Consider the following 21,390-nt stretch of genomic DNA (forward strand, 5'->3'; position numbering starts at 1 on the left):
TGGGGTGGCCGTTCAGGTGGGTATCTGCACGGTGACGGATTTGAGTTCGGTGTAGGAGTGGAGCCACTCGTCGCCGCCGTCGCGACCGAGCCCGGACTGCTTGAATCCGCCACTCGCCGCGACGGCGCCGCCGGGCCCGAATCGGTTGACCCAGACCGAGCCGGCGTCCAGTCGGGCCGCCACGCGGTGTGCCCTCGCGAGGTTGTCGGTCCAGATCGAGGCGGCCAGGCCGTAGACGGTGTCGTTGGCCAACGCGATAGCCTCGTCTTCGGTGTCGAACGGGATCACGGTGAGGACGGGCCCGAAGATCTCGTCCTGCGCCACGCGCGAGGAGTTGTCGACACCGGTCAGCACCGTGGGGCGCACGAAGTACCCGGGGCCGTCGACGACACCGCCGTCGAGAGCGAAACCGGCGCCCGCGGTTCGCGCCAGGGCCAGGTAGTCGGCGACCCGGTTCCGCTGACGGGCCGAGATGAGCGGCCCGAGGTCGACGCCGTCGACGAATCCGTTGCCGATCACCAGGTTCCGCGACCCGTCGACGACGGCGTCGACCACCCGGTCGTGCACCGTCCGTTCCACGAGCAGCCGGGTGCCCGCGAAGCAGATCTGACCGGAGTTCGTCCAGACGGCTCGCTGGGCGGCGAGCGCCGCAGCGTCCAGGTCGGCGTCAGCGAACACGATGTTGGGTGACTTCCCGCCGAGTTCCAGCGAGACCCGCTTCACGGATGTCGCGGCGCGGGCCAGGATCTCCTTGCCGACGCCGGTGGACCCGGTGAAGCTCACCTTGTTCACCAGAGGATGCTCGACCAGGGGGACACCGACACCCGGCCCGCTGCCGGTGACCACACCCAGCGCCCCGGCGGGCAGCCCGGCCTCGCGGCCGAGTTCCGCCAGCCGAAGCGCGGTGAGCGGGGTGTCCTCGGCGGGCTTGAGGACGACGGTGTTGCCGGCCGCGAGGGCGGGTGCCAGCTTGTTGACCGCCATGATCAGCGGCACGTTCCAGGGCGTGATCGCGGCGACCACCCCCACGGGTTGCCGCACGCTGTAGGACAACACGTCGGACTGTCCGGGGTTGACTCGTCCCGCGATCCGCTCCGGCCATCCCGCAAATTCGGCGAGGATTGCCGAGGATCCGTGCGCCCAGCCACGCGTCAGCGCCAGCGGCGCACCGTTTTCCAGCGTCTCGAGTTCCGCCAGCACCTGCGAGTCCGCGGCGACGAGGTCACTCCAGCGTCGCAACACCGCAGCGCGCCGGGCGGGTGCCAGGCCCCGCCACCGGTCGTCGCGATGTGCCGCCGCCGCGGCGGCGACCGCGTTCTCGACGTCGGCGCCGGTGCCCTCGGCGACGCGGGCGATTTCCTGTTCGGTGGCCGGGTCGACGACGGCCCGGGTGCCTCCGTCGGACGCCGCTGCCTGCGTGTCGTCGACGAAGTGCCCGTGGGTCCGTCCCAGGAACTCGACCGTCGCGGGCGCGAGCCGGGCGTGGACGGTGTCGACGCTCATGCGAACGCCTCCTCTCGACGCGTGTTTCTTCCCTGCAGGAGATCGATGCCGCGGTGCGCGATCACCGCAGTCGGCGCCATCGTGTGTCCGCGGGTGACGGTCGGAATCGCGGACGCGTCGAGCACCCGCAACCCGTCCACGCCCCGTACCCGCAGGTCGCCGGTCAGCACGGCAGCGGGATCACCGTCGCGTCCGATCCGCGCGGTTCCGACCGGATGGAAGATCGTCGACGCGTGTGCCCGCACGAACTCCGCCACCTCGACGTCGGTCGCATCGCCGCGGAACCCGGGATGCACCGGCTCGCCGACGGTGCCGCGCAATGCATCACTGTCGACCAGACGCCGGGCGATCCGGAACCCGCGCACCAGCGTCGCCAGGTCGCCGGCGTCGGGGTCGGTGAGGTAGCCGGGATCGATGCGCGGCGCGTCCGCGGGATCCGCGGACGCGAGCGAGATCGATCCACGGCTGTCCGGTTGCAGCAGAACCCATCCCACTCCGAAGCCGTCGACCCGGCGACCGGCATAGCCGGTCACCGAGGTCGTCAGGATGAACTCGAGGTCGGGTGCCGCCAGCCCTGTGCGGGAGCGGGCGAATCCGATCGAACCGGTGGTCGCGAGGGAGCCGGTTCCGTCAGCGCGCCACTGCGCGAGGGCACGCCGGTGCGTCTCGGCGGTGGCAGCGCTCGCCTGACCGTCGGCGAGGTACGCGCCCGTCCAGACGACCAGGTGGTCGTGCAGGTTCGCGCCGACTCCGGGAAGGTCGGCCACCACGTCGATGCCCCAGCGGGCCAGATCCCCGGTGGGACCGATGCCGGAGAGCAGCAGCAAGTGCGGGGTGCCGATCGCGCCGGCCGCGAGCAGCACGGTGTCGGCGGCCAGCACCGTCGACTGCGCACCGACGGTCGCGGCGACTCCCACCGCGCGGGTGCCGTCGAACAGCACCCGATCGACGCGCACACCGGTACGCACGGTCAGATTCGTTCGTGCTCGGACCTTTTCGTCGAGGTAGGCATCGGCAAAACTGACCCGGCGCGCGCGACGGGTGGTGCTGTGGCCGAGATCGACGCCCTCGGGATCCGGCCCGTTGACGTCCGTCCTCGGGAAACCGGACTCCTCGGCGGCCCGGATCAACAGCTCGGCCCGCGGCTCCGAGTGTTCGCGTCGCTCGATCGGCAGCGGGCCACCGACTCCGCGCCACGGCGCGGCGCCGTGAGCACTGTCCTCGATCGCGCGGAACGCCGCGAGGGCGGCGTCGTTGTTCCAGCCGTCCGCGTGTGTTTCCCAGCTGTCGTAGTCGGCTCGGTGCCCCCGCACCCATGCCTGCACGTTGACCGCGGACGACCCACCGACGACGCGTCCCCGCGGCCACGGCACCGCTCGGCCGTCGAGCCCACCCTGCGGCGCCGTCGTGAAGTTCCAGTCCAGGGGGCCTCCCCACAGGGTGTGCGCGAGGGCGGGCACCCGCACCGCCTCGTTTCCCGGCAGCGTGTCGTCCGGGAACTCCGGGCCGGCCTCGAGCGCGAGGACGCGCACGTCGGGATCCTCGGTGAGCCGGGCCGCCGCCAGTGCCCCGGCGACGCCCAGTCCCACGATCAGGTAGTCGTACTCCTCAGCCATCGATCTCGTCCCCTTCTGTTCGATCCGCAGCATTCGATCCGCACGGTTCAGACCGCCACATCCGAACGGCTCCCCGCGACCACGTTGCCGATCCACGGCAGGACCGCGTCGCGCACGGTGACCCGCCGCGGCAGCAGACCGTTGGCGTGCAGCAGGTCCGCGGCGCGCTGCTGCTCGTCGAGGAAGTCCTCGGTGACCGGGCGGATCCCGAAGGGGCGTCCCCGCAGCGCCTCCTCCCATCGATCCAGATCGGCTGTTCCCCCACGCCTTTCGGCGTCATCGACGAAGAAGCGCGCGGCCTCGCGAGGGTCGGCGACGATCCGCGCATCCGACTCTTGCAGGGCCGCGACGATCGCCTCGAGCTCCGGGCGGTGGTTCTCCGCGAACTCGCGCCGGACGAACCACAGCGACGGGTGACTGAAGAGACCGTCGGTGTCGACGAGAGTGTGCAGCCGCGCCGCGGCCTCGACCTCCGCAAGGCCCGGGTATGCACCCACCCACGCGTCCAGGTCGCCGCGCAGCAACGCCGCGCCGCCGTCGTTCACGTCGACGTCGACCGGCACGATGTCGGACCAGCTCAAACCCTCCCGGTCGAGGGCGAGCAGGGCGAGCGTGGTCTGCCACGAGCCGTGTGCAACGCCGACCCGCTTGCCGCGCAGGTCCGCGACGGTACGAACACCGGGGTCCGCGAGGCTCACCAGCCTCCCGTTCTCGACGCGGGGACCGGAGATGCCGACGTAGACGAGATCCCGGTTCTGTCCCAGCGCGGTGATGGGCGGGGTGAAGCCGGTTCCGATGAAGTCGTAGCCACCGGCTTCGAAGAGCCAGTCCGAGTGCAGGGTCGGCAGTGCCGTCCGCGGATCGACCGCGGGCCCGGCCGGCAGCGCGCGCAGATCCACCCACTCGACATCGGGGAGGCGGGATTCGAGCAGGCCGGTGTGGCGCAGCACGAACAGCGAGTTGTTGTTCGGGAAGTACCCGACACGAATCGTCATGAAAAGCTCCTGATCGGTCCGGGCTCAGACGAGTCCGCGGCGGCGGGCCTCGTCGAGCAGGCCGCTGCGACCCCACTGCGCCACGAGGTTGGTCTTGTCGAAGTCGACGGTGCCGCCGACGAGTTCGCCGATCGCCTGGTACTGCGCGCCCTCCTCGAGCAGGACGACGAACTTCGCGAGCTCGAGCAGGCCGGCGCGACCGATGACGTTGACGCCGCCGTTGGCCTCGAAGATCGCCACCAGATCCGGGTCGTCGACCAGGCGGTCGAGGATGAAGTCGCCGGGCGACTGGCTGCGGTCGATGTGCGGCGGGATGTCGCGCGAGAGCGTCAGGCGCTGCGAGGCCGCGTACTTGATGCGCAGAGTGCGGTGGGTCTGGGCCCAGCCGCCCAGCCACGGGGTGTGCACGTGGACGATCGACGTGATCTCGGGGTGCTGGCGGAACACCTTGGCGTACCCGGTGACGAACCCGGCCGGTCCGGCACCGGCGAGGACCTCGCCGTCGAAGGTCGCGAGGATCGGCTTGGCGCTGCGGTCCTGGGCCCACGGTCCGGGCTCGTTGAGCGCGACCGCGAGTTCCTCGCCGGGGACCCGCTCGACGAAGTTGACGGTGCCGTTGGCCGAGACGGTGCCGGTCTCCCGGAACACCCGGAAGGCGGTGTCGGCGGCGCGGCGGGCCTCGTCGACAAAGGCCTCGACGGCGGGGCTGATGCGAATTTCGGTGCTGGTCACGGTAATTGCTCCTATCGGACGGAAAGACTGCGGACCTGGGTGGGAGTGGTGCGACGCAGCAGCGGCAGCACCTCCTCGCCCACGCGATAGGCCTCTTCGAGGTGGGGGTTGCCGGCGAGGATGAACGCGTCCACGCCGAGATCGATCAGCTGGTCGAGCCGCTCGGCGACCTGCTCGTAGCTGCCGACGAGGCCGAACGCGGGCCCGCCGCGGATGAGGCTGAAGCCGCACCACACGTTGGGCTGGACCTCGAGGTCGCGGTACCCGGTGATGTTCTCCGGCACCCAGCCGGCGATGCGGGCGGCGCCGACGGAGTCGCCCTGCGCGGCGCGGTTGGCCGCGTCCCGGTCGACGAAGGCCCAGCCCTTCTCGATCTCCGCCCACGCCGCTTCCTCGGTGTGCCGGGCGACGATGTCGATGCGGACCGCGAACTTCGGTGTGCGGCCGATCTTCGCGGAGTGCTCACGGACGCCGTCGAACTTGGCCCGCAGGTCCGCGAACGGCTCGAGCCACGACAGGTAGTGGTCGGCGTGTGCTCCCGCAGCGGCGACCGCGGCGCCCGACGACCCCGAGAAGTACACCTCGGGGAACGGCTGCCCCGCCAGCAAGGGCGACAGCGCGGCGCCCTCGGTCCGGAAGAAAAGGCCGTCGTAGTCGAGCGGGGTACCGTCCCACACCCCGCGCAGCACGTCGAGGAATTCGGTGGTGCGGGCGTAGCGGTCGTCGTGCGCGACCTTGTCGCCCCACCACAGCTGCGGCGCTCCCCCGCCGCCACTGATGATGTTGTAGACGAGTCGTCCGCCGGTGGCCCGCTGCAGGCTGGCCGACATCCGCGCCGCCTGTACGGGATGCAGGAAGCCGGGCTGGAACGCCACCATGAACCGGTAGGTGTCGCTCTCGCGGGCCAGCGCCGAGGCCGCGGCCCACGGGTCCTCGGTGATCGGGAACGAGGGCAGCAACCCGCCGACGAATCCGGCCGACTCCGATGCCTTCACCACCGCGGCCATGTGGTCGATGTAGCTGTAGCCGTCGAGTCTGCCTGCGCGGATCGCGGGCGCGATGTTTCCGGGGCCGTGCCCGCCCGCGTGACCGCGGTTGTAGCGACGAGGGGTGCGCAGCGATGCGTGGTCGCCCTCCATCCCGATGCGCCAGTAGAAGTCGGTGCTCATGCGTGGGTCTCCGTCCCGGTGAGTGTGCGGCCGGCGGGGTCGACGAGGTGCAGCAGGTGCTCGCCCGCACGGTGCAGTTCCTCGATGTGTGGGTGCCCGGTGAGCTCGAAGACCTCGAACCCGCGGTCCCGGTACTCCGAGAGCGCCTGTGCCACTTGCTCGTAACTACCGACGAGCCCGGTCGAGTGCCCGTAGCCGATGTGGTGGAATCCCGCCCAGCGGGGGCCTTGCCCCGCGAGTGCCCGGACCTCGGCGTCGGGCGCCCCGGGATGCACCTCGCGCCACTGTCGCAGCACGCGGGCCCACGCCTCGTCCTCGGTCTCGCGGGCGACGACGGGCAAGGCGAGGCCGGCCCGGACGGTGCGGCCGTGACCGCTCGCGGCCTCCAGCAGCGACGCCAGCGCCTCGTCGACACCGTCGGTCTCGTCGAACACGTGCACGTCGCCGTGCGCGGCGGACAGTGCCAGCGCCTCGGGCGAATCGCCGATCAGGTACACGGTGGGGAACGGCAGCCCGGACAGGATGCCGCGGAATCCGCCGTCGGTCACGTCGTAGTACCCGCCGGCGAACTCGAAGCCGGTACCGCCGAACCGCGCGGGTAGCACCTGTTCCTCGTTCCACACCCCGCGGGCGACGGTGAGGAACTCGGCTGCCCGCCGGTAGCGGTCCGCGCCGGCGACCCGGTCACCGCGGGCAGCGGCGTCGGCCTCGTCGGTCTCGACGCGCAACCGCCAGTCGAGCCGGCCGTTCGAGAGCCGCTGCAGGGTCGCCGACAGCTTGGCCGCGTACACCGGTGTCCCGAACGCCGGATGGAACTCGACGCCCACCCGGACGTGCCGTGTCTGCCGCAGGGCAGACCCGGCGACCACCCACGACTCCTCCCCCGCCGGGTCGTACGGGACGACCACACCGTCGAGGCCCGACAATTCGGCAGCGAGGACAACCTGGTCCAGGAAGTCGAAGCCGTCGCGGCGCGCGGAGACGGTGTCGACGTGCCGCCCGTCACCGCGGACCGGCAACTCCCACAGGAACTCGGTCACGGTGTCACCTTTCGCTCGCCGGCGAGCAGCGCGCTCGCCTGCTGCAGGGGTTCCGGCGCGACCCACGACCCGAGATCGAAGTCGGCGGCCAGGAAGCCGTGCGTGTAGAGGAACTGCTTCTGGATGTCGAGCAACTCGAGCCGCTCGGCCGACAGGGTCGGGTGCAGGTCGCGGTGGAACGAGTCGCCGTAGGCGGCCTCCACTCCCACTGCGCCGGAGAAGGTTTCCCGGGCGAGCACCTCGCGAACCTCGTCGAGATTGCCGGCGGCCCAGTCCGCGGCACGCAACGTCTGCGCGAGGAACCCGACGACCAGGTCGGGTCGCGTCTCGAGCAGCTCGGCGTGCACGGTGATCGGGCGCGGGGTTCCGTTGTTGACGCGCAACCGCTTCGACTCGGTGGCGTCCAGATCGACGGCCACGCGCAGTCCGTGCTCCCGTGCCACTTCCTGGGCACGAGCGCCCTTGACGTAGATCGCGTCCACTTCGCCATCGAGCAACGCCTCGACACCCCAGGTGGTGATCCTGCGACCGGACTGGGCATCGGTGCGCACCTGCGGGCTGCGCTCCACCTCGACCTCGACGGGCCGGACGTCGGCCAAGGTCAGTCCACCGAGGCGGAGCGCGTCGGCGAATCCGTGCAACGCCATCGCCCGGGGGAAGCTGCGGGTCCGGTCCTGCGCCCACGCCGGGATCGCGATCCGCAGCCCGGCCAGATCACCGGGCCCGGTGGCGGACGAGTCGGGGGCCACCAGAATCGCCTGGGCCTCGTCTATCCAGGTCAGGCCGATCAGCCGGGTGGGCGAGCCCTCGGAGCGAGCCGCGAGGGCAGGCACGTTGCCGCCCTCGCGAATCAGGCCGAGCAGTTGGTGGTCGAAGTGTCGCGCCGCCAGCTCGGGACCGGCGTCCTGCAACACTCCCAGCCCGACTCCGGCGCTGGCGGCGCTCTCCCCCAACCAGCCGAGACTGTGCGCCAGACCGCTCGCGGTGGGCACGGGGCAGCGCGTGTACCAGAGGGTGTCGAGGACGGTGTCCGCTACAGCTGTCATCTCGTGCTCCTAGGTGGTTGTGGGGGAAGTGGTGCGACCGACGCCCAGCTCGGACAGGAAGGCCGCGCGATACCGCAGCGATTCCGGGTCGGTGCGGTCGCGGGGGCGGGCGAGGTCGATGTCGGTGTCGACGGCAAATCGGCCCTCGTTCAGGATCAACACCCGGTCGGCCAGCCGGACCGCCTCGTCGACGTCGTGCGTCACCAGCAGCACCGCAGGGCGGTGGCGAGCCACGAGGTCGCCGACCAGATCCTGCATCTGCAGCCTGGTCAGGGCGTCGAGCGCCGCGAACGGTTCATCGAGCAAGAGCAATTCGGGCTCGCGGACCAGTGCCCGGGCCAGCGCGACGCGTTGCGCCTCACCGCCGGAGAGCGTTGCCGGCCACTGCCGAGCCTTGCCGTCGAGGTTGACCTCAGCCAGCGCACGGGCGGCCCGCTCCCGGGTCTCGCTCGTGCGCGACTGACCCACGGTGACGTTGCCCAGGACCCGTTTGGACGGGATCAACCGCGGCTCCTGATAGACCGTGGTGCGACGGGTCGGAACGAGAACCGTACCGGCATCCGGCTTCTCGAGTCCGGTGAGCAGCCGGAGCAAGGTGGTCTTGCCCGTGCCGGAGGGCCCGAGGAGGACCACGAACTCACCGCGGCGGATCTCGAGGTCGACGCCGTCGAGCACGACCTTGTCACCGAATGTCTTGCGCAGTCCGCTGATCGAGACCGCAACCGGTTGGCCCGCGCGGCGGTCGTTCGCGGCCGTCGCGGTCTGCGCGCGACGGGCCAGGGGCGGCAGGGGCGCTTCGGGGCTCATCGGATCGCCACCTGTCCGCGCCACGGCATCGCGAACCGTTCCACGATCCGCACCACCCCGTCGAAGACCAGACCGAGCACCGCGTACAGCACCACGCACAGCACCATGTAGTCGGTGCGGTTGTACTCCTGCGCGAGCGTGACCAGGTAGCCGATGCCCTCCCGGGTGCCGACCTGTTCGGCCGCGATCAGGCCGGTGATGGAGATGGACAGGCAGATTCGCAGCGCCATCAGTACCCCGGGCAGCGCCGCGGGCAGGATCGCCTCGACGACCAGCCTTGGCCCCCGCAGCCCGAAACTCTGCGCGGCCTCGACCATCTTCCGGTCGACATTGCGGACACCCAGGTAGGTGTACGCGTACATCGGGCCGACCGTCGCGACGGTGATCAGCAGGACCTTGAACGTCTCGTCGATACCGAACCAGGCGATGAACAACGGGACCAGCGCGAGGAACGGGATCGCCCGGTTGATCTGCATGGTGGAGTCGATCAGTTCCTCGCCGAGGCTGGACAGCCCGGACAGCACCCCGAGCACCAGCCCGCCGGCCACCCCGAGCAGTACCCCGAGCGCGGCCCGCTTGAACGAGGCGAGCGAGAAGTCGACGAGCTGCCCGGTCTGGTACAGCTCGGTGAAGGCGGCCCACACCTTCGGCGGTCCCGCGAGGATCTCCTCGGGGATGGCGCCGGTCGCCGAGCCGATCCACCAGGCCGCGACGATCAGGGCGGGCACCAGAAAACGCAGCGGCACCGACACCCAGCGCGGTCGCCGGCGGCCCGCCCGGTGTCGCGGCGTCTCCAGTTCGAGTTGCCCGGGGACTGCGCGCTCGCCGCCGCTCTTCGCCCGGGGCGAGGTCAGGACGGCCATCTCAGCTCACCGGGGTGGGAGCGGACTGGTTCGACGCCGCGGGCGACTGGGCCGGCTTCTCCTGCAATGGGTAGAAGACGTCGTTCGCGGTGACCGCCCGCGTGATCACCCCGTTCTGGAAGAACAGATCCGCAACCTCCTGAAGGTCCGCGGCGTCCGCGGCAGTCGGGTGGTGCGGCACCGATGCCCGCCTGCCGAGATCGACGGCGCGGGCGAGCCGGTCACCGGACAGTGCTCGCGGACCGGCCTTCTCGAACACGTTCTGGAAGTCCTCGGGATTGCTCCGCTGCCGTTCGGTCAACTGCTGCAGCGTCTCGAGGTACTTCGCCGCGACGTCGGGACGCTTCTCGAGGACCTCCGTGCGGAACGCGACGATCGTGTTGTCCTTCGAGTCGATACTCGCCTCGGTCGCGATCTCGACGCCACCACGGGCCTTCGCCTCCTGGTACGGGTCGTTGAACGACGCCCAGGCGTCGACCTGGCCGGTGGAGAAGGCGGAGGCGGCGTCCGACGGCTGCAGCGGGACCCGCTCGACCTGGTCGAAGGGAATACCGGCCTGCCGCAACGCCTTCAGGGTGATGTACTCGCCCTTGCCTGCGGGGTTGACGGCGATGCGCTTGCCGACGAGGTCCTTGACCTCCGTCACGCCCGAGTCCGGCGAGGCGATGATGCCGGCCTGGTCCTGGTCCACCGGATCGGCGACGGCGATGATTCGCACGCCGACGTCCTTGGACAGTGCCCCGACGACCGGACTGTAGGCACCACCGGAGACGTCGAGTTGGCCGGCGTTGAACAACTTGAGGTTCGCGCTGAACGCGGGCGGCGCATTGACCCACTCGACCCTCGCCCCAAGCGGAGCGAGTGCCTGGTCGAAGGTGCCGTCCCGCTTGGCGACCGCGAGAGGCCCCGCGTTGCCGCCGTCGGTGACCTTGAGGACGAAGGTGGGTTCGGCGCCCGGCGCGGCCTCGCTCGTGTCTTCTCCCCCGGATCCACATGCCGCAACCAACGCGACGACGGGAAGGATCGCGAGCGCGGCACGCGCCCGGGGCAGTCGGCGGATGGGAGGCATCGAATTCGGCTCCTGTCGAGGGGTGGCGGGTTCGGTAGCGACGACGTTAGGTCCGCAGCACCGAGGAGCCCAGCCATACCTTTCCGCTGATCGGAAAGGTTGACTCGAAGGTTGGGTCTGTGATTCGAACCTCGACCAGCAGATCGTCTGGATGTTCTACGCCACTTCGCTGAGCGGAGCCGACCGACTGCGGTCGATTCTTTCCACAATCCGGAAAGGATCTCCCCATGGTGCGCCTCGCCTTGTGCTAGCGTCCGCGACGTGCCCACCCCCCAACCCCACGGTCAGCTCCAGTCCGTCACGCGCGCCCTCGCGGTGCTCGGATGCTTCCGCGGCGGCGAGCACCTCGGTGTCTCGGAGATCGCCCGTAGGCAGGGCCTGGCGGTGAGCACGACGCATCGACTGCTCACCGCACTGGTCGACGCCGGATTCCTCGACAAGGTGGAGGCGACCAGCCGCTACCGACTCGGCGGCGCGCTCGCCGAGTACGGCCAGATCGCGTACCGGCAGCACCGCATCTACCTCGCCGAACCGCACCTCGAGGAACTGGCGACCATCACCGGCGCCAGCGCGTCGATTGCCACCCGCCACGGCAACGACGCGGTACTCCTGGGGACAAGTCGCTGGCGCGAGGCCGACGGACACGAACTGCAAGGTCTGCGTCTCCCCCTGCATGCGAGCGCACTGGGCAAGGCCCTGCTGGCCTGGTCACAGGCGACCGACGACGAGCTGACCCGGTTGCCGTACGAAAACGGCACGGCCCGTTCGATTTCCGGACCGGTGGAGTTGGGGAAGGAGCTCGCACTGACCAGGGAACGGGGATACGCCTTCAACGACGAGGAACTCGAACAGGGATTTCGGACCATCGGCGTACCGATCGGCGGGGAAACCCAACGGGTTCGATTCGCCCTCGGCGTGCGCGGTCCGGTCGACCTGATGATCGACCAGAGAATTCCGTTCCTCGTCGATCTGGCGAAAGTGGCCGCCCGCGAGATCGCGGCCGTACTCGACTGACCCACCGGGTGCCGGCCACCGTCGGTTCCGACGACTTCGCGGAAATTCGCTCGCGCGCCGTGGTCCACCGGGCTAGCGTCGAGTCATGTCTCCCCCGTCCTGAAAGGGCCCCGACATGACCGCGCCGACGGCGATCTCGACCCGCCGGCTGACGCCCCTGCTGCTGGTCAACCTCGCAACCCTGTTGTCCGCGACGGGCAACGGCATCACGATCGTGGCTCTGCCGTGGCTGGTGCTACAGCAGACCGGACGGGCCACCGATGCGGCCGTCGTGGCCGGCGCCGCGACGCTCCCTCTGCTGCTCTCGTCGCTGTTCTCCGGGACCGTCGTCGACCGGTTCGGCCGCCGTCGCACCTCGCTCGTCTCCGATTCACTGTCGGCGCTGTCGGTGGCGCTGATCCCCGTCTCGTCCGCGACGATCGGACTGTCGGTGCCGCTGATCGCGGCCCTGGCCGCGCTAGGCGCCGCGTTCGACCCGGCCGGCATCTCGGCCCGCGAGTCGATGCTGCCTGCCGCGACCGCCGCCGCGGGCTGGCGACTGGACCGCGTCAACAGTCTCTACGAGGCGAACTACAACGTCGCGTATCTGATCGGGCCCGGCGTCGGTGGCGTGCTGATCGCCACCGTCGGCCCGGTGAACACGCTGTGGGTGACGGCGGCCTGCTTCGCCGGGTCGATCGTGACGATCGCGTTCCTGCGCCTCGCCGGCGCCGGGGTACCGGACCACGAGACCCGGCCGGCATCGATGTGGTCCGGCACCCTCGAGGGGCTGAAGTTCGTGTGGCGCAGCCGATTGCTCCGCACCCTCGCCCTCGTCGACATGGCCATCGTGGCGCTGTACATGCCGGTCGAGAGCGTCCTGTTCCCGGTGCACTTCACCGACCTCGGGCAGCCCGCGCAGCTTGGCTGGGTGCTGATGGCAATGAGCATCGGCGGCGTGATCGGGGCCCTCGGTTACGGCGCGCTCGCCGTCCGGGTGCGCCGCCGGACCCTGATGCTGGTCGCCGTCACCGCGCTCGGCCTCTGCATGGTCGGGATGGCGTTCCTGCCGCCGCTGTGGGTGACGCTCGTCCTCGCCGCGGCGATCGGGTTGGTGTACGGCCCGGTCGGCCCGATCGCGAACTACGCCATGCAGACCCGCAGCCCCGAGCACATGCGCGGGCGGGTCGTCGGGGTGATGACGTCCACCGCCTATGCGGCCGGTCCGCTCGGGTACCTGCTCGCGGGACCGATGATCGACGCCGTCGGTCTGCAGGCGACGTTCTTCACGCTCGCGATCCCGGTGTGCGTGATCGCCGCGATCTGCTTCCTGCTCCCTGCCCTGCGTGAACTCGACGCCCCTGCCGATCCACCGGTGTGAACCCCGGCCCTCACACCGGCGCGGGCACCTTCGACACAGCCTGTTCGCTGGCGACGTCCGCGCGCCGCTCGGAGGCGGTGGCGACGAGCAGAACCAGCAGACCGGTCGCGGTGACGGCGGCACCGATCCAGATCGGGGCAGTGAAGCCGAGTCCCGCGGCGATCGCGAGCCCGCCGAGCCACGCACCGATGGCGTTGCCGAGGTTGAACGCGGCGATGTTGGCGCCGGATGCCATCGTCGGCGCCGACGCCGCATGGTTCATGATCCGCATCTGGAAGCCCGGGACGGTGGCGAACCCGAAGGCGCCCATCAGGATCAGCGACACCAGCGTCGCCGGCTTGCTGTGCGCGGTGAGCGCGAACACGACGAGCACCACGGTCAGCACGGCCAGGATCGTGATCAGCGTCGGTGTCAGCGCCCGGTCGGCGGCTCGTCCGCCGAGGGTGTTTCCGAGTACCAATCCGGCGCCGAAGAGCACGAGCAGCCATGGCACCGTCGTGGCGGCGAACCCGCCGACCTCGGTGAGCGTGTAGGCGATGTAGGTGAACGCCCCGAACATGCCGCCGAATCCGAGGACCGTGATCGCGATCGAGTACCAGACCTGCCCCGATCGGAAGGCTCGCAGTTCTGCCCGCAGGCCGCCGCCGGTCCGGTCGCCGGTGGTGGACGGGACCAGGGCGGCGATGCCTGCGAGCGCCACGATCCCGATCGCGGTGATCGCCCAGAAGGTCGACCGCCAGCCGAACTGCTGACCGATGAAGGTCCCCGCCGGCACTCCGAGCACGTTCGCAACCGTCAGGCCGGTGAACATCATCGCGATCGCGGCGGCGCGCTTGCCGGGGGCGACCAGGTCGGCGGCGACGACGGCCCCGATCCCGAAGAATGCCCCGTGGCACAGTGCCGCGACGATCCGGCCGGCCAGCATGACGTCGTAGGTCGGAGCGAGGGCGCTGAGCGCGTTGCCGACGACGAAGAGCACCAGCAGAGCCATGAGGACCCGCTTGCGGTCGAAGCGTCCGGCGGCGGCCGTCAGCACGACGCCACCCACCGCGACGGATAGCGCGTAGCCGGAGATCAGGTACCCGGCGGTGGCCTCCGAGACGGCGAAATCGCCCGCGACCTCGGGCAACAGGCCCATGATCACGAATTCGGTGAGACCGATACCGAACCCGCCGACGGCAAGGGCCAGGAGACCGAGAGGCATCCGAGTTCCTCCACATTTCGATTGCTTGAGCAGATATCGCGCGCATACATTAGTTGCAGGCGCGTCATAAATAGTTGCACGCGCCGACTATCAGCGCAAGCGGCTATGCTCGGGTGACGACAACGGGAGGTGGACGTGGGTATCGCGGACGACGCGGTCGAGGTGCGAGCACAGGGCTGGCGGACCCTCGCGGCCCTGCACGGACTGCTCGACACCGAGCTCGAACGCGCACTGCAACGGGAGCACGACCTGTCGGTGGTCGAGTACACCGTCCTCGACGCCCTCGGACGCCAGGACGGGTGGCACATGCGCATGGCACAGCTGGCCCGCGCCGCGGCACTCAGCAGCAGCGCGACCACGCGACTCGTGAACCGGCTCGAGAGCCGCGGACTGCTCGCGCGGTACCTGTGCGAGGACGACCGCCGCGGGATCTACACCGAGGTCACCGAGGCCGGGCGGGCGCTGCTCGACCGGGCGCGACCCACCCACGACGCCACCCTCGAACAGGCACTGGACAAAGCCTGCGCCACACCGGAACTCGCACCGCTCGTCGCGGCACTGCACGCCCTGCCGCGCTGACGGCGGCCGCGCCGGTCAGCTGCCGCCCGCTCAGCTGAAGCCCATCACCTCATTGCCCCAGGCGGCCCGGAGCGCCTGGTCCGGATCGGAGACGAGGGTGTCGGACTTGTCGATCAACAGGGTCGAGCGGGTGTCATCCGTGTACCGGGCCCAGTGCTTCGACCCGTCCAGCGCGGCGGGCACCCCGTGCCGGGCGAACGCCAACCAGCGCCGCTGCATCCGGCCCGCCACCTCGACCGCGGTCTTTCGCCCACCGAGCCAGAACGTCGGATCGACGTTCAGGGTGCCGAAATTGCCGAACACGTAGGGCAATTCGGTGGCATGGCTCGCTCCGACCCGGGCGGCCTTGAGCATGGGGGTGGCGTGGTCGAAGCGGTACACCCATGTCGGCGAGTGCGAACAGTGCGCGTCCGCGATCCACAGGCACGGCATCCGGAACGCGGCATCACGCGAGACGGCCATCGCCCCGGTCGATTTCATGAAGTCGGGGTAGGCGGCGATGACCTCGGCGATCCGCGACGGCGACAGGTCCGCGTGGTCGGCCGCGATCGCGTCGAACATCTGCGACACGGTGTCCGCGGTGACCGGCAGGATCGGCGACCGGGTCAGCCGGAATATGGACGCCTCGTCCCTGTTGGTTCCGATGATCAGCGGAATCCGATGCGCGAGTCCCTTCTGGAACGCCGCCACCGGGTACTTCGGCACCAGATCCCGGTCGACGACCGGCGCCATCGCGAGCGTTCCGGGCACGGAGGTGACAACATCGTCGAGCAATTTGTCGCCGATCCGGGTCAGCTCCTCGAACGGCAGCTCCCGCAGCCGCCCGGCGTCGGCCGGCGCCAGTCCCGCGAGCTCGAGGTACCGGGCGGCGACGGCGGCCGCCCGTTCCGTCCCGTACACCGACGTGGCGGGCGCGCTCTGCGCGATCGCGCGATGGAACAGGCCCTCCGCCCGCGGCGCCGTCATGAGCGTGGTGATGGACCCGGCGCCGGACGACTCCCCGAACACCGTCACGTTGCTGGGGTCGCCCCCGAACGCGGCGATGTTGTCGCGGATCCATTCGAGGGCGTCGATCTGGTCCCGCAATCCGATGTTGGACTCGAACTCCGCCCCGAACGAGGAGAAGTCGAGGAACCCGAACACACCGAGCCGGTAGTTCACGGTGACCACGATCAGATCCCCGGTCTCGGCCAGATGCCTGCCGTCGTACACCGTCTGCGACGAGGCACCGACGCAGTACGCGCCGCCGTGGATCCACACCATCACCGGTCGCGGCTCTCCGTCCGGACGCGGCGCCCACACGTTCAGCGACAGGCAGTCCTCGTCCTGCACCAGGTCGGGATCGATCGGCACCTGCATGGCCTTGGCCTGCGGCGCGATGGGGCCGAAGTCGCGACAGTCGCGTTCACCGTCCCACGGCGTCACCGGCAGCGCACTGCGGAACCGGCGGCCCTGCCCCGCCGACGCGTACGGCACGCCCTTCCACACGAGCACCGAACCCGCTGCATATCCGCGCAGTGCGCCGTCCGATATCCGCACCGTCAGGGTGTCCGGTGACGTCACTGCACCGTTCTCGTCGGTCTGCACGACTGCCTCCCTCGGGCCGCGGTCACGTCATTCGCCAACGTACCAAGGGGCGACCCGGCTCGGCGTCTGCTCGTCACGCACGTCTCGCAGCGGTCGGGGCGAGCACCACCTCACAGCCACCCGATCAGGTGCAATGGCCCACATGAAGGTGCCCCAGGCCCCGGACCACCGCCACGTGGTCGGCGTGCCGGCGTCACCGGCGGCGCCTCTCCGGATTCGGAGCCACGATCGCCCACGGTGTCCTTCTCGCCCGACGTGAACGAGGTCGGGCCGGGCGAGTTCGACCTGTCCGCAGGCCATGACGTCGCGGCCGTCGGCAGGTGCGTCGGGCCCGGGCCGCAGACTTGTGCACGCTTGCGCAGCGGCCGGGCGACCACCACTCGGTCGATCCGACGCCGTCGGCCAAGCCCTACGATGGCGCGCATGGGTGCGTCACGAATCATTCTGCTGCTCACCGTCGTCTGCTGCACAGCTGTGGTCGGGGGCTGCGCGCAGTCGGTGGACGGCTCCGCCGCCCCGACCACGCAGCAGGTGACGGCGACGACAACCACTTCCGCAGCACCACGCACCACCACGCGAACCCCACCGACGACCACAAGCACCGCACCCGCGGCGCAGGTGGCGGAGTACATGGGCGGCGCGAGCGGGTCGTACTACTTCACCAGCCCGAGTTCGAAGTTCGAGTGCGCCGTCGTCACCGCCCCGAATCCGGTGGCCGGATGCCACGGCAAACTTCCCGCCACAGCGCCACAGGTGCCGGCTCCGGGCGGTCCGGGCACCATGGCCCCGAACGCAATCCGCGTGACCGCCGCCGGTCCCGGCGAGTTCGCCGCCACCGGCGATCCCGCGTTCCACCGCTTCGACGGCACCGCTAAGGCACTTCCCTACGGGTCGGCGCTACGGGTACAGGGCTTCACCTGCACCGTCGACGAACACACCGGCGTGACATGTGCCAGCGCCGCGGGTCACGGCTTCACGGTCTCGGACGCGGCCTTCCGGCTCTGGTGACCCGTTTCGTGTGAAACGGGTCATCGAGGTTCAGGAGTAGAGCGAATCGATCTCGGCGCCGAACCGTTCGGCGACGACATTGCGTTTGATCTTCAACGTCGCGGTGAGCTCGCCGCTCTCCTCGGTCAGATCGCGGGAGAGGATGACGAACTTCTTCACCGACTCCGCATGCGACACCGAAGAGTTCGCGTCGTTGATTACCGCCTGTACCGCGGCTCGCAGGTCCAGGTCCTCGCTCAGGTCCGCCACCGTGGCGTCCTCGGCCTTGCCGTTCTCGGTGCGCCATCGCGCGAACGTGTCGGGATCCACCGTGACCAACGCCCCGATGAACGGCCGCCCGTCCCCGACCACAACGGCCTGCGACACGAGTTCGTGCGATCGCATCCGGTCCTCGAGCGGCCCCGGCGAGACGTTCTTGCCACCGGCGGTGATCAGGAGATCCTTCTTGCGCCCGGTGATGGTGAGGTAGCCGTCCTCGTCGAGCGACCCGAGGTCACCGGTACGGAACCAGTCGCCGTCGAAGACCTCCGCGGTCGCGGCGTCGTTGTTCCAGTACCCACCGAAGACGACACCGCCGCGCAGTTCGATCTCGCCGTCGTCGGCAATCCGGACGGAGTTGCCGCCGAGCGGCTGCCCGACACTCCCGATCCTCTGGGCCCGCGGCATGTTGACACAATGCGCCGCAGTGGATTCCGTCAGGCCGTAGCCCTCGTAGATCGGGACGCCGAGACCGCGGAAGAAGTGACCCAGGCGCGGCATGAGCGCTCCGCCGCCGGAGATCGCCCACCAGCACTCGCCGCCGAGGACCGCACGCAACTTCGAGTAGACGAGCTTATCGGCGACGAAGTGCTTGACTCGCAACAGCGGCGACGGCGCGCCCGAGTCGAGCGCCTCGCTGTACTCGACGGCCGTGGTCTCCGCGAAGTCGAATACGCGCTTCTTCAGCGTTCCCCCGGCCGATGCCTGTTGCGCCGCGGCATCGCGGACCTTCTCGAAAACTCTTGGCACACCGAGAATCACGTTCGGACGGAACCTCGCGAACTGTCCGACAATGGTCCCGAAGTCGGACCAGTGGGCCTGGGTGCCACCGGCCTCGAACATCGCCAGCGACACGGCGCGGGCGAGGACGTGCGCGAGCGGCAGGAACGTCAGCATCCGGTTGCCGGGACGAGCGACCGAGCCGACGCTGGAGGCCAGGATGCCCCGGATCTCGGACAGGAAGTTCCGGTGCGTGAGCACACAGCCCTTGGGTCGTCCCGTCGTCCCGGAGGTGTACACCAGGGACGCCAGATCGTCGGCCCGCAGAGCCGAGACCCGCTGCTCCACCACGTCGTCGTCGAGGTCCGCACCGGATGCGAGGAGCGTCTCGACGGCGGCGTCGTCGATCTGCAGGACCCGGGCACCGGAACCGACGAAGGACTCGGCATGGAACGCGGTCTCGACGATCGCGACCTTGGCGCCCGAGTCCTCGACGATCCACTTCACCTGATCCGCCGAGGACGAATCGTAGATCGGCACCGACGCGGCGCCGGCCGCCCAGATCGCGAAGTCGAGGAGCGACCACTCGAAGCGTGTCGCCGACAGCAGGATGACCCTGTCTCCCGGCTGCACGCCACCCCGGATCAGCCCCTTGGCCACACCCGTGACCAGGTTCGCGAACTCGGCGGCCGTGACATCCACCCATTCGTCGCCACGTGGACGAGAGAACAACACCAGGTCCGGCGTCTCTCGGGCGTGCCGATAGACCGTCCGCACGACTGAATCGTCGTCGGAGATGGTGAAGGTGGGCGAGGTCGCGTATTCACGCATTCGGGTCGCCTCCGCTGTTGTCGGGAGTGGAATCTGGGATCGCCGTACGGAATCGGTGCAAGAGTTCGCCGAGCTGCTGGACATCCGAATCCGACCAGCCACGGACGCGGCCGGCCACCTCGGCGAGACGGTGTTCCGCCGCCAGTACCAGCACCTCTCGACCGGCCGGGGTGATCGAGAGCGGATGACCGGTACGCACGGGTCCGGCTTGGGCACTCACCCAACCGCTGTCGACGCATCCACGCACCTGCCTCGACACGGTCGACCGGTGCACCCCGAAAGCATCGGCGATCTCGGTCGCCCGGCAGCCGGGATGGCGGTCGATGAACGAGAGCACCGAGTGCTGGGCGAATGTCGGGGAACCGGCGTCCACTCGATCGCCGGTCATCAGCTGCCGCACCAGGTGTACGAGCTCCTCGTGCACCTGCGTCACGGCACCGCTGTGTTGCATGACGCAACTATATCGCCGATAGAGCCGGGTGAATACCCCCGGTATGCAGTCCCTGGAGTGATCCCGGCTACGTCGATTCAGAGCGCGAACTCGGTGTACCGACCTACCGGGGTGAACCCGATCCGCGAGTAGACCGGCGCACCCTGGGCACTCGCTTCCAGGACGGCGATCCGCGTCCCTGCCCTGCGTGCCACGTCCAGGGCGGCCAGCGTCACCGCGGTGCCGTGACCGCAACGACGGAACTCGTCGAGAGTGACGACGCCGTACAGGCCGGCGACACCATCACTGACGTGCACCTCGGCGCCACTGACCGGACGTCCGTCGAGATACCCGACGACGAACGTACTCGCACACGACGGACGCAGGACCGCCTCGGCAACCGTGTCGAAGTACGAGACCACGGTGGCCGAGGACGGCGTCCAGTTCGCCGCCATCAGGGTCGCGTAGTCGCGGAGCGTCCGCCGATCGCGGACGGTTTCGAGCCGCAGATCCGAGCGAGTGCCGGGAACCGGGACATCGGAAAGTGATGCGGTCATGGCCAGTTCGGATTCCTGCTCCACGAATCCGTTCACCGTAAGCAGGGCAGGCAGATCCGCGGGAGTCGCCGCCGGGCCCACCCACCACGAGAACGGGCGCCCCGTCGCGCGCACGAGTGCGGCGGTTTCCTCCACGCGCTCCGACGCATCGTCGATCGTGAACCGCGCACGACAGATCAGGTTGAAGGTGTCGTCGTGCAGGCCGCTGTCCGCGAGAAGCAGATCGTCGCTGGTGTGTACCCGAGCCCCTGGTATCGCCGAGTGCAGGTGCGACGCGTGAGATGCCAGATTCGCGTCCATCGCGCCGAGTATCCGATTCACGTCCTGATCCTAGGTAGTCCGATGCACACGACTTTTCGTCGGTGCACACGGCCTTTATGCGTGCATTCCGTGTGTGCACGCTCCAACAGGTATGTGCACACGGGTTTTCCGCGCCGGTTAGCGGAAGTGTCGTGTGCACACGCCCCGTCGTCGGTGCACACGGCCGTTGCGCGTGCATTCGGTGTGTGCACGCGGCATCGGGTGTGTGCACAGGGGTTTTCGGTGCCGCGGACGGCGTACCGCAGCCGGCATCGCGGCGCGGACTCCCCTCCGGGACGAGCACACAGGCGTTCGCCGGTCCACACAGGGGTTGGACGTGTAGCGGGTATGTGGACGCCGCATCGGGTGTGTGCACGGGGGTTTTGGCGGCGGGCGGCCAGCTGTCGTGTGCACACGCCCTGCCGTCGGTGCACACGGCCTTTGCGCGTGCATTCCGTGTGTGAAGGCGGCATCGGGTGTGTGCACAGGGGTTTTCGGTGCCGCGGGATGCTGCCGCACCGAGTACCCGCCACCGGCATCACTGCACGGCCTCCCCGCCGGCCGAGCACACCGGAAACGCCGGCACCAGCCCCCAACAAGAAACGAAAACACCCCCAGAAATGCCGAATGCCCGGGACCAGAAGAAAACTCCTGATCCCGGGCAACCGGGGATGTTATGTACGGCGGTGTCCTACTCTCCCA

The 21,390-nt window shown here is 69.6% G+C and carries 19 protein-coding genes; 4 read left to right on the forward strand and 15 right to left on the reverse strand.

Going from position 1 to position 21,390, the window contains the following annotated elements:
* Positions 1-12 precede the first annotated feature (12 nt).
* Genes ACWEPG_RS21765 through ACWEPG_RS21810 form a run of 10 tightly spaced genes read right to left on the reverse strand, consistent with a single transcriptional unit; the run spans position 13 to position 10,840 of the window.
* The gene (locus ACWEPG_RS21765) at positions 13-1,503 is read right to left on the reverse strand and encodes an aldehyde dehydrogenase family protein (RefSeq protein ID WP_450114256.1); all 1,491 of its coding nucleotides are present in this window, start codon (positions 1,501-1,503) and stop codon (positions 13-15) included.
* The gene (locus ACWEPG_RS21770) at positions 1,500-3,119 is read right to left on the reverse strand and encodes a GMC family oxidoreductase (protein WP_450114257.1); all 1,620 of its coding nucleotides are present in this window, start codon (positions 3,117-3,119) and stop codon (positions 1,500-1,502) included. Before ACWEPG_RS21770 ends, ACWEPG_RS21765 begins: the two co-directional genes overlap by 4 nt.
* Before the next feature lie 47 nt (positions 3,120-3,166).
* Positions 3,167-4,114 (reverse strand): ABC transporter substrate-binding protein, encoded by a 948-nt coding sequence (locus ACWEPG_RS21775; RefSeq protein WP_452595289.1) that lies wholly within the window; start codon positions 4,112-4,114, stop codon positions 3,167-3,169.
* A gap of 24 nt (positions 4,115-4,138) precedes the next feature.
* The gene (locus tag ACWEPG_RS21780; protein ID WP_452595290.1) at positions 4,139-4,846 is read right to left on the reverse strand and encodes a class II aldolase/adducin family protein; all 708 of its coding nucleotides are present in this window, start codon (positions 4,844-4,846) and stop codon (positions 4,139-4,141) included.
* Between the two features lie 11 nt (positions 4,847-4,857).
* Positions 4,858-6,015 (reverse strand): LLM class flavin-dependent oxidoreductase, encoded by a 1,158-nt coding sequence (locus tag ACWEPG_RS21785; protein WP_450114260.1) that lies wholly within the window; start codon positions 6,013-6,015, stop codon positions 4,858-4,860.
* Positions 6,012-7,055: an LLM class flavin-dependent oxidoreductase gene (locus ACWEPG_RS21790; protein ID WP_452595291.1), complete on the reverse strand. Its 1,044-nt coding sequence runs from the start codon at positions 7,053-7,055 to the stop codon at positions 6,012-6,014. The genes ACWEPG_RS21785 and ACWEPG_RS21790 overlap by 4 nt, the downstream gene beginning before the upstream one ends.
* The gene (locus tag ACWEPG_RS21795) at positions 7,052-8,101 is read right to left on the reverse strand and encodes an ABC transporter substrate-binding protein (protein WP_452595292.1); all 1,050 of its coding nucleotides are present in this window, start codon (positions 8,099-8,101) and stop codon (positions 7,052-7,054) included. Before ACWEPG_RS21795 ends, ACWEPG_RS21790 begins: the two co-directional genes overlap by 4 nt.
* 9 nt (positions 8,102-8,110) lie before the next feature.
* Positions 8,111-8,908 (reverse strand): ABC transporter ATP-binding protein, encoded by a 798-nt coding sequence (locus ACWEPG_RS21800; RefSeq protein WP_450114262.1) that lies wholly within the window; start codon positions 8,906-8,908, stop codon positions 8,111-8,113.
* Positions 8,905-9,771, reverse strand: a complete 867-nt coding sequence (locus ACWEPG_RS21805) for an ABC transporter permease (protein WP_450114263.1) — start codon at positions 9,769-9,771, stop codon at positions 8,905-8,907. Before ACWEPG_RS21805 ends, ACWEPG_RS21800 begins: the two co-directional genes overlap by 4 nt.
* 1 nt (position 9,772) lies before the next feature.
* Entirely contained in the window at positions 9,773-10,840 is a 1,068-nt protein-coding gene (locus ACWEPG_RS21810) for an NrtA/SsuA/CpmA family ABC transporter substrate-binding protein (RefSeq protein ID WP_450114264.1), read from the reverse strand.
* 261 nt (positions 10,841-11,101) lie between these two features.
* Here ACWEPG_RS21810 and ACWEPG_RS21815 point away from each other — a divergent pair, with 261 nt between their 5' ends.
* Both ACWEPG_RS21815 and ACWEPG_RS21820 read left to right on the forward strand, forming a co-directional pair.
* The gene (locus ACWEPG_RS21815) at positions 11,102-11,854 is read left to right on the forward strand and encodes an IclR family transcriptional regulator (protein WP_450114265.1); all 753 of its coding nucleotides are present in this window, start codon (positions 11,102-11,104) and stop codon (positions 11,852-11,854) included.
* Between the two features lie 115 nt (positions 11,855-11,969).
* A complete protein-coding gene (locus tag ACWEPG_RS21820) occupies positions 11,970-13,214 on the forward strand; it encodes an MFS transporter (protein ID WP_452595293.1) in 1,245 nt (414 codons plus the stop codon).
* 10 nt (positions 13,215-13,224) lie between these two features.
* Here ACWEPG_RS21820 and ACWEPG_RS21825 read toward each other — a convergent pair whose 3' ends face one another.
* Positions 13,225-14,418, reverse strand: coding sequence for an MFS transporter (locus ACWEPG_RS21825; protein WP_452595294.1), 1,194 nt, complete (start codon positions 14,416-14,418; stop codon positions 13,225-13,227).
* Between the two features lie 135 nt (positions 14,419-14,553).
* On the opposite strand from ACWEPG_RS21825, the gene ACWEPG_RS21830 reads away from it, so the two are divergent.
* Positions 14,554-14,997, forward strand: a complete 444-nt coding sequence (locus tag ACWEPG_RS21830) for a MarR family winged helix-turn-helix transcriptional regulator (RefSeq protein WP_450114268.1) — start codon at positions 14,554-14,556, stop codon at positions 14,995-14,997.
* Between the two features lie 30 nt (positions 14,998-15,027).
* Here ACWEPG_RS21830 and ACWEPG_RS21835 read toward each other — a convergent pair whose 3' ends face one another.
* Complete coding sequence (locus ACWEPG_RS21835; protein ID WP_452595295.1) at positions 15,028-16,584, reverse strand: carboxylesterase/lipase family protein; 1,557 nt, start codon at positions 16,582-16,584, stop codon at positions 15,028-15,030.
* Between the two features lie 423 nt (positions 16,585-17,007).
* On the opposite strand from ACWEPG_RS21835, the gene ACWEPG_RS21840 reads away from it, so the two are divergent.
* A complete protein-coding gene (locus ACWEPG_RS21840; protein WP_450114270.1) occupies positions 17,008-17,592 on the forward strand; it encodes a hypothetical protein in 585 nt (194 codons plus the stop codon).
* A gap of 30 nt (positions 17,593-17,622) precedes the next feature.
* On the opposite strand, the gene ACWEPG_RS21845 is transcribed toward ACWEPG_RS21840, so the two are convergent.
* The 3 genes from ACWEPG_RS21845 to ACWEPG_RS21855 form a co-directional block, all read right to left on the reverse strand.
* A complete protein-coding gene (locus ACWEPG_RS21845) occupies positions 17,623-19,401 on the reverse strand; it encodes an AMP-dependent synthetase/ligase (protein WP_450114271.1) in 1,779 nt (592 codons plus the stop codon).
* On the reverse strand, positions 19,394-19,852 hold the full coding sequence (locus ACWEPG_RS21850; protein WP_450114272.1) for a MarR family winged helix-turn-helix transcriptional regulator: 459 nt from the start codon (positions 19,850-19,852) through the stop codon (positions 19,394-19,396). The genes ACWEPG_RS21845 and ACWEPG_RS21850 overlap by 8 nt, the downstream gene beginning before the upstream one ends.
* Positions 19,853-19,929: 77 nt before the next feature.
* Entirely contained in the window at positions 19,930-20,709 is a 780-nt protein-coding gene (locus tag ACWEPG_RS21855; RefSeq protein WP_452595296.1) for a GNAT family N-acetyltransferase, read from the reverse strand.
* Between the last annotated feature and the right edge of the window lie 681 nt (positions 20,710-21,390).

The organism is Rhodococcus sp. NPDC004095 (assembly GCF_053604015.1).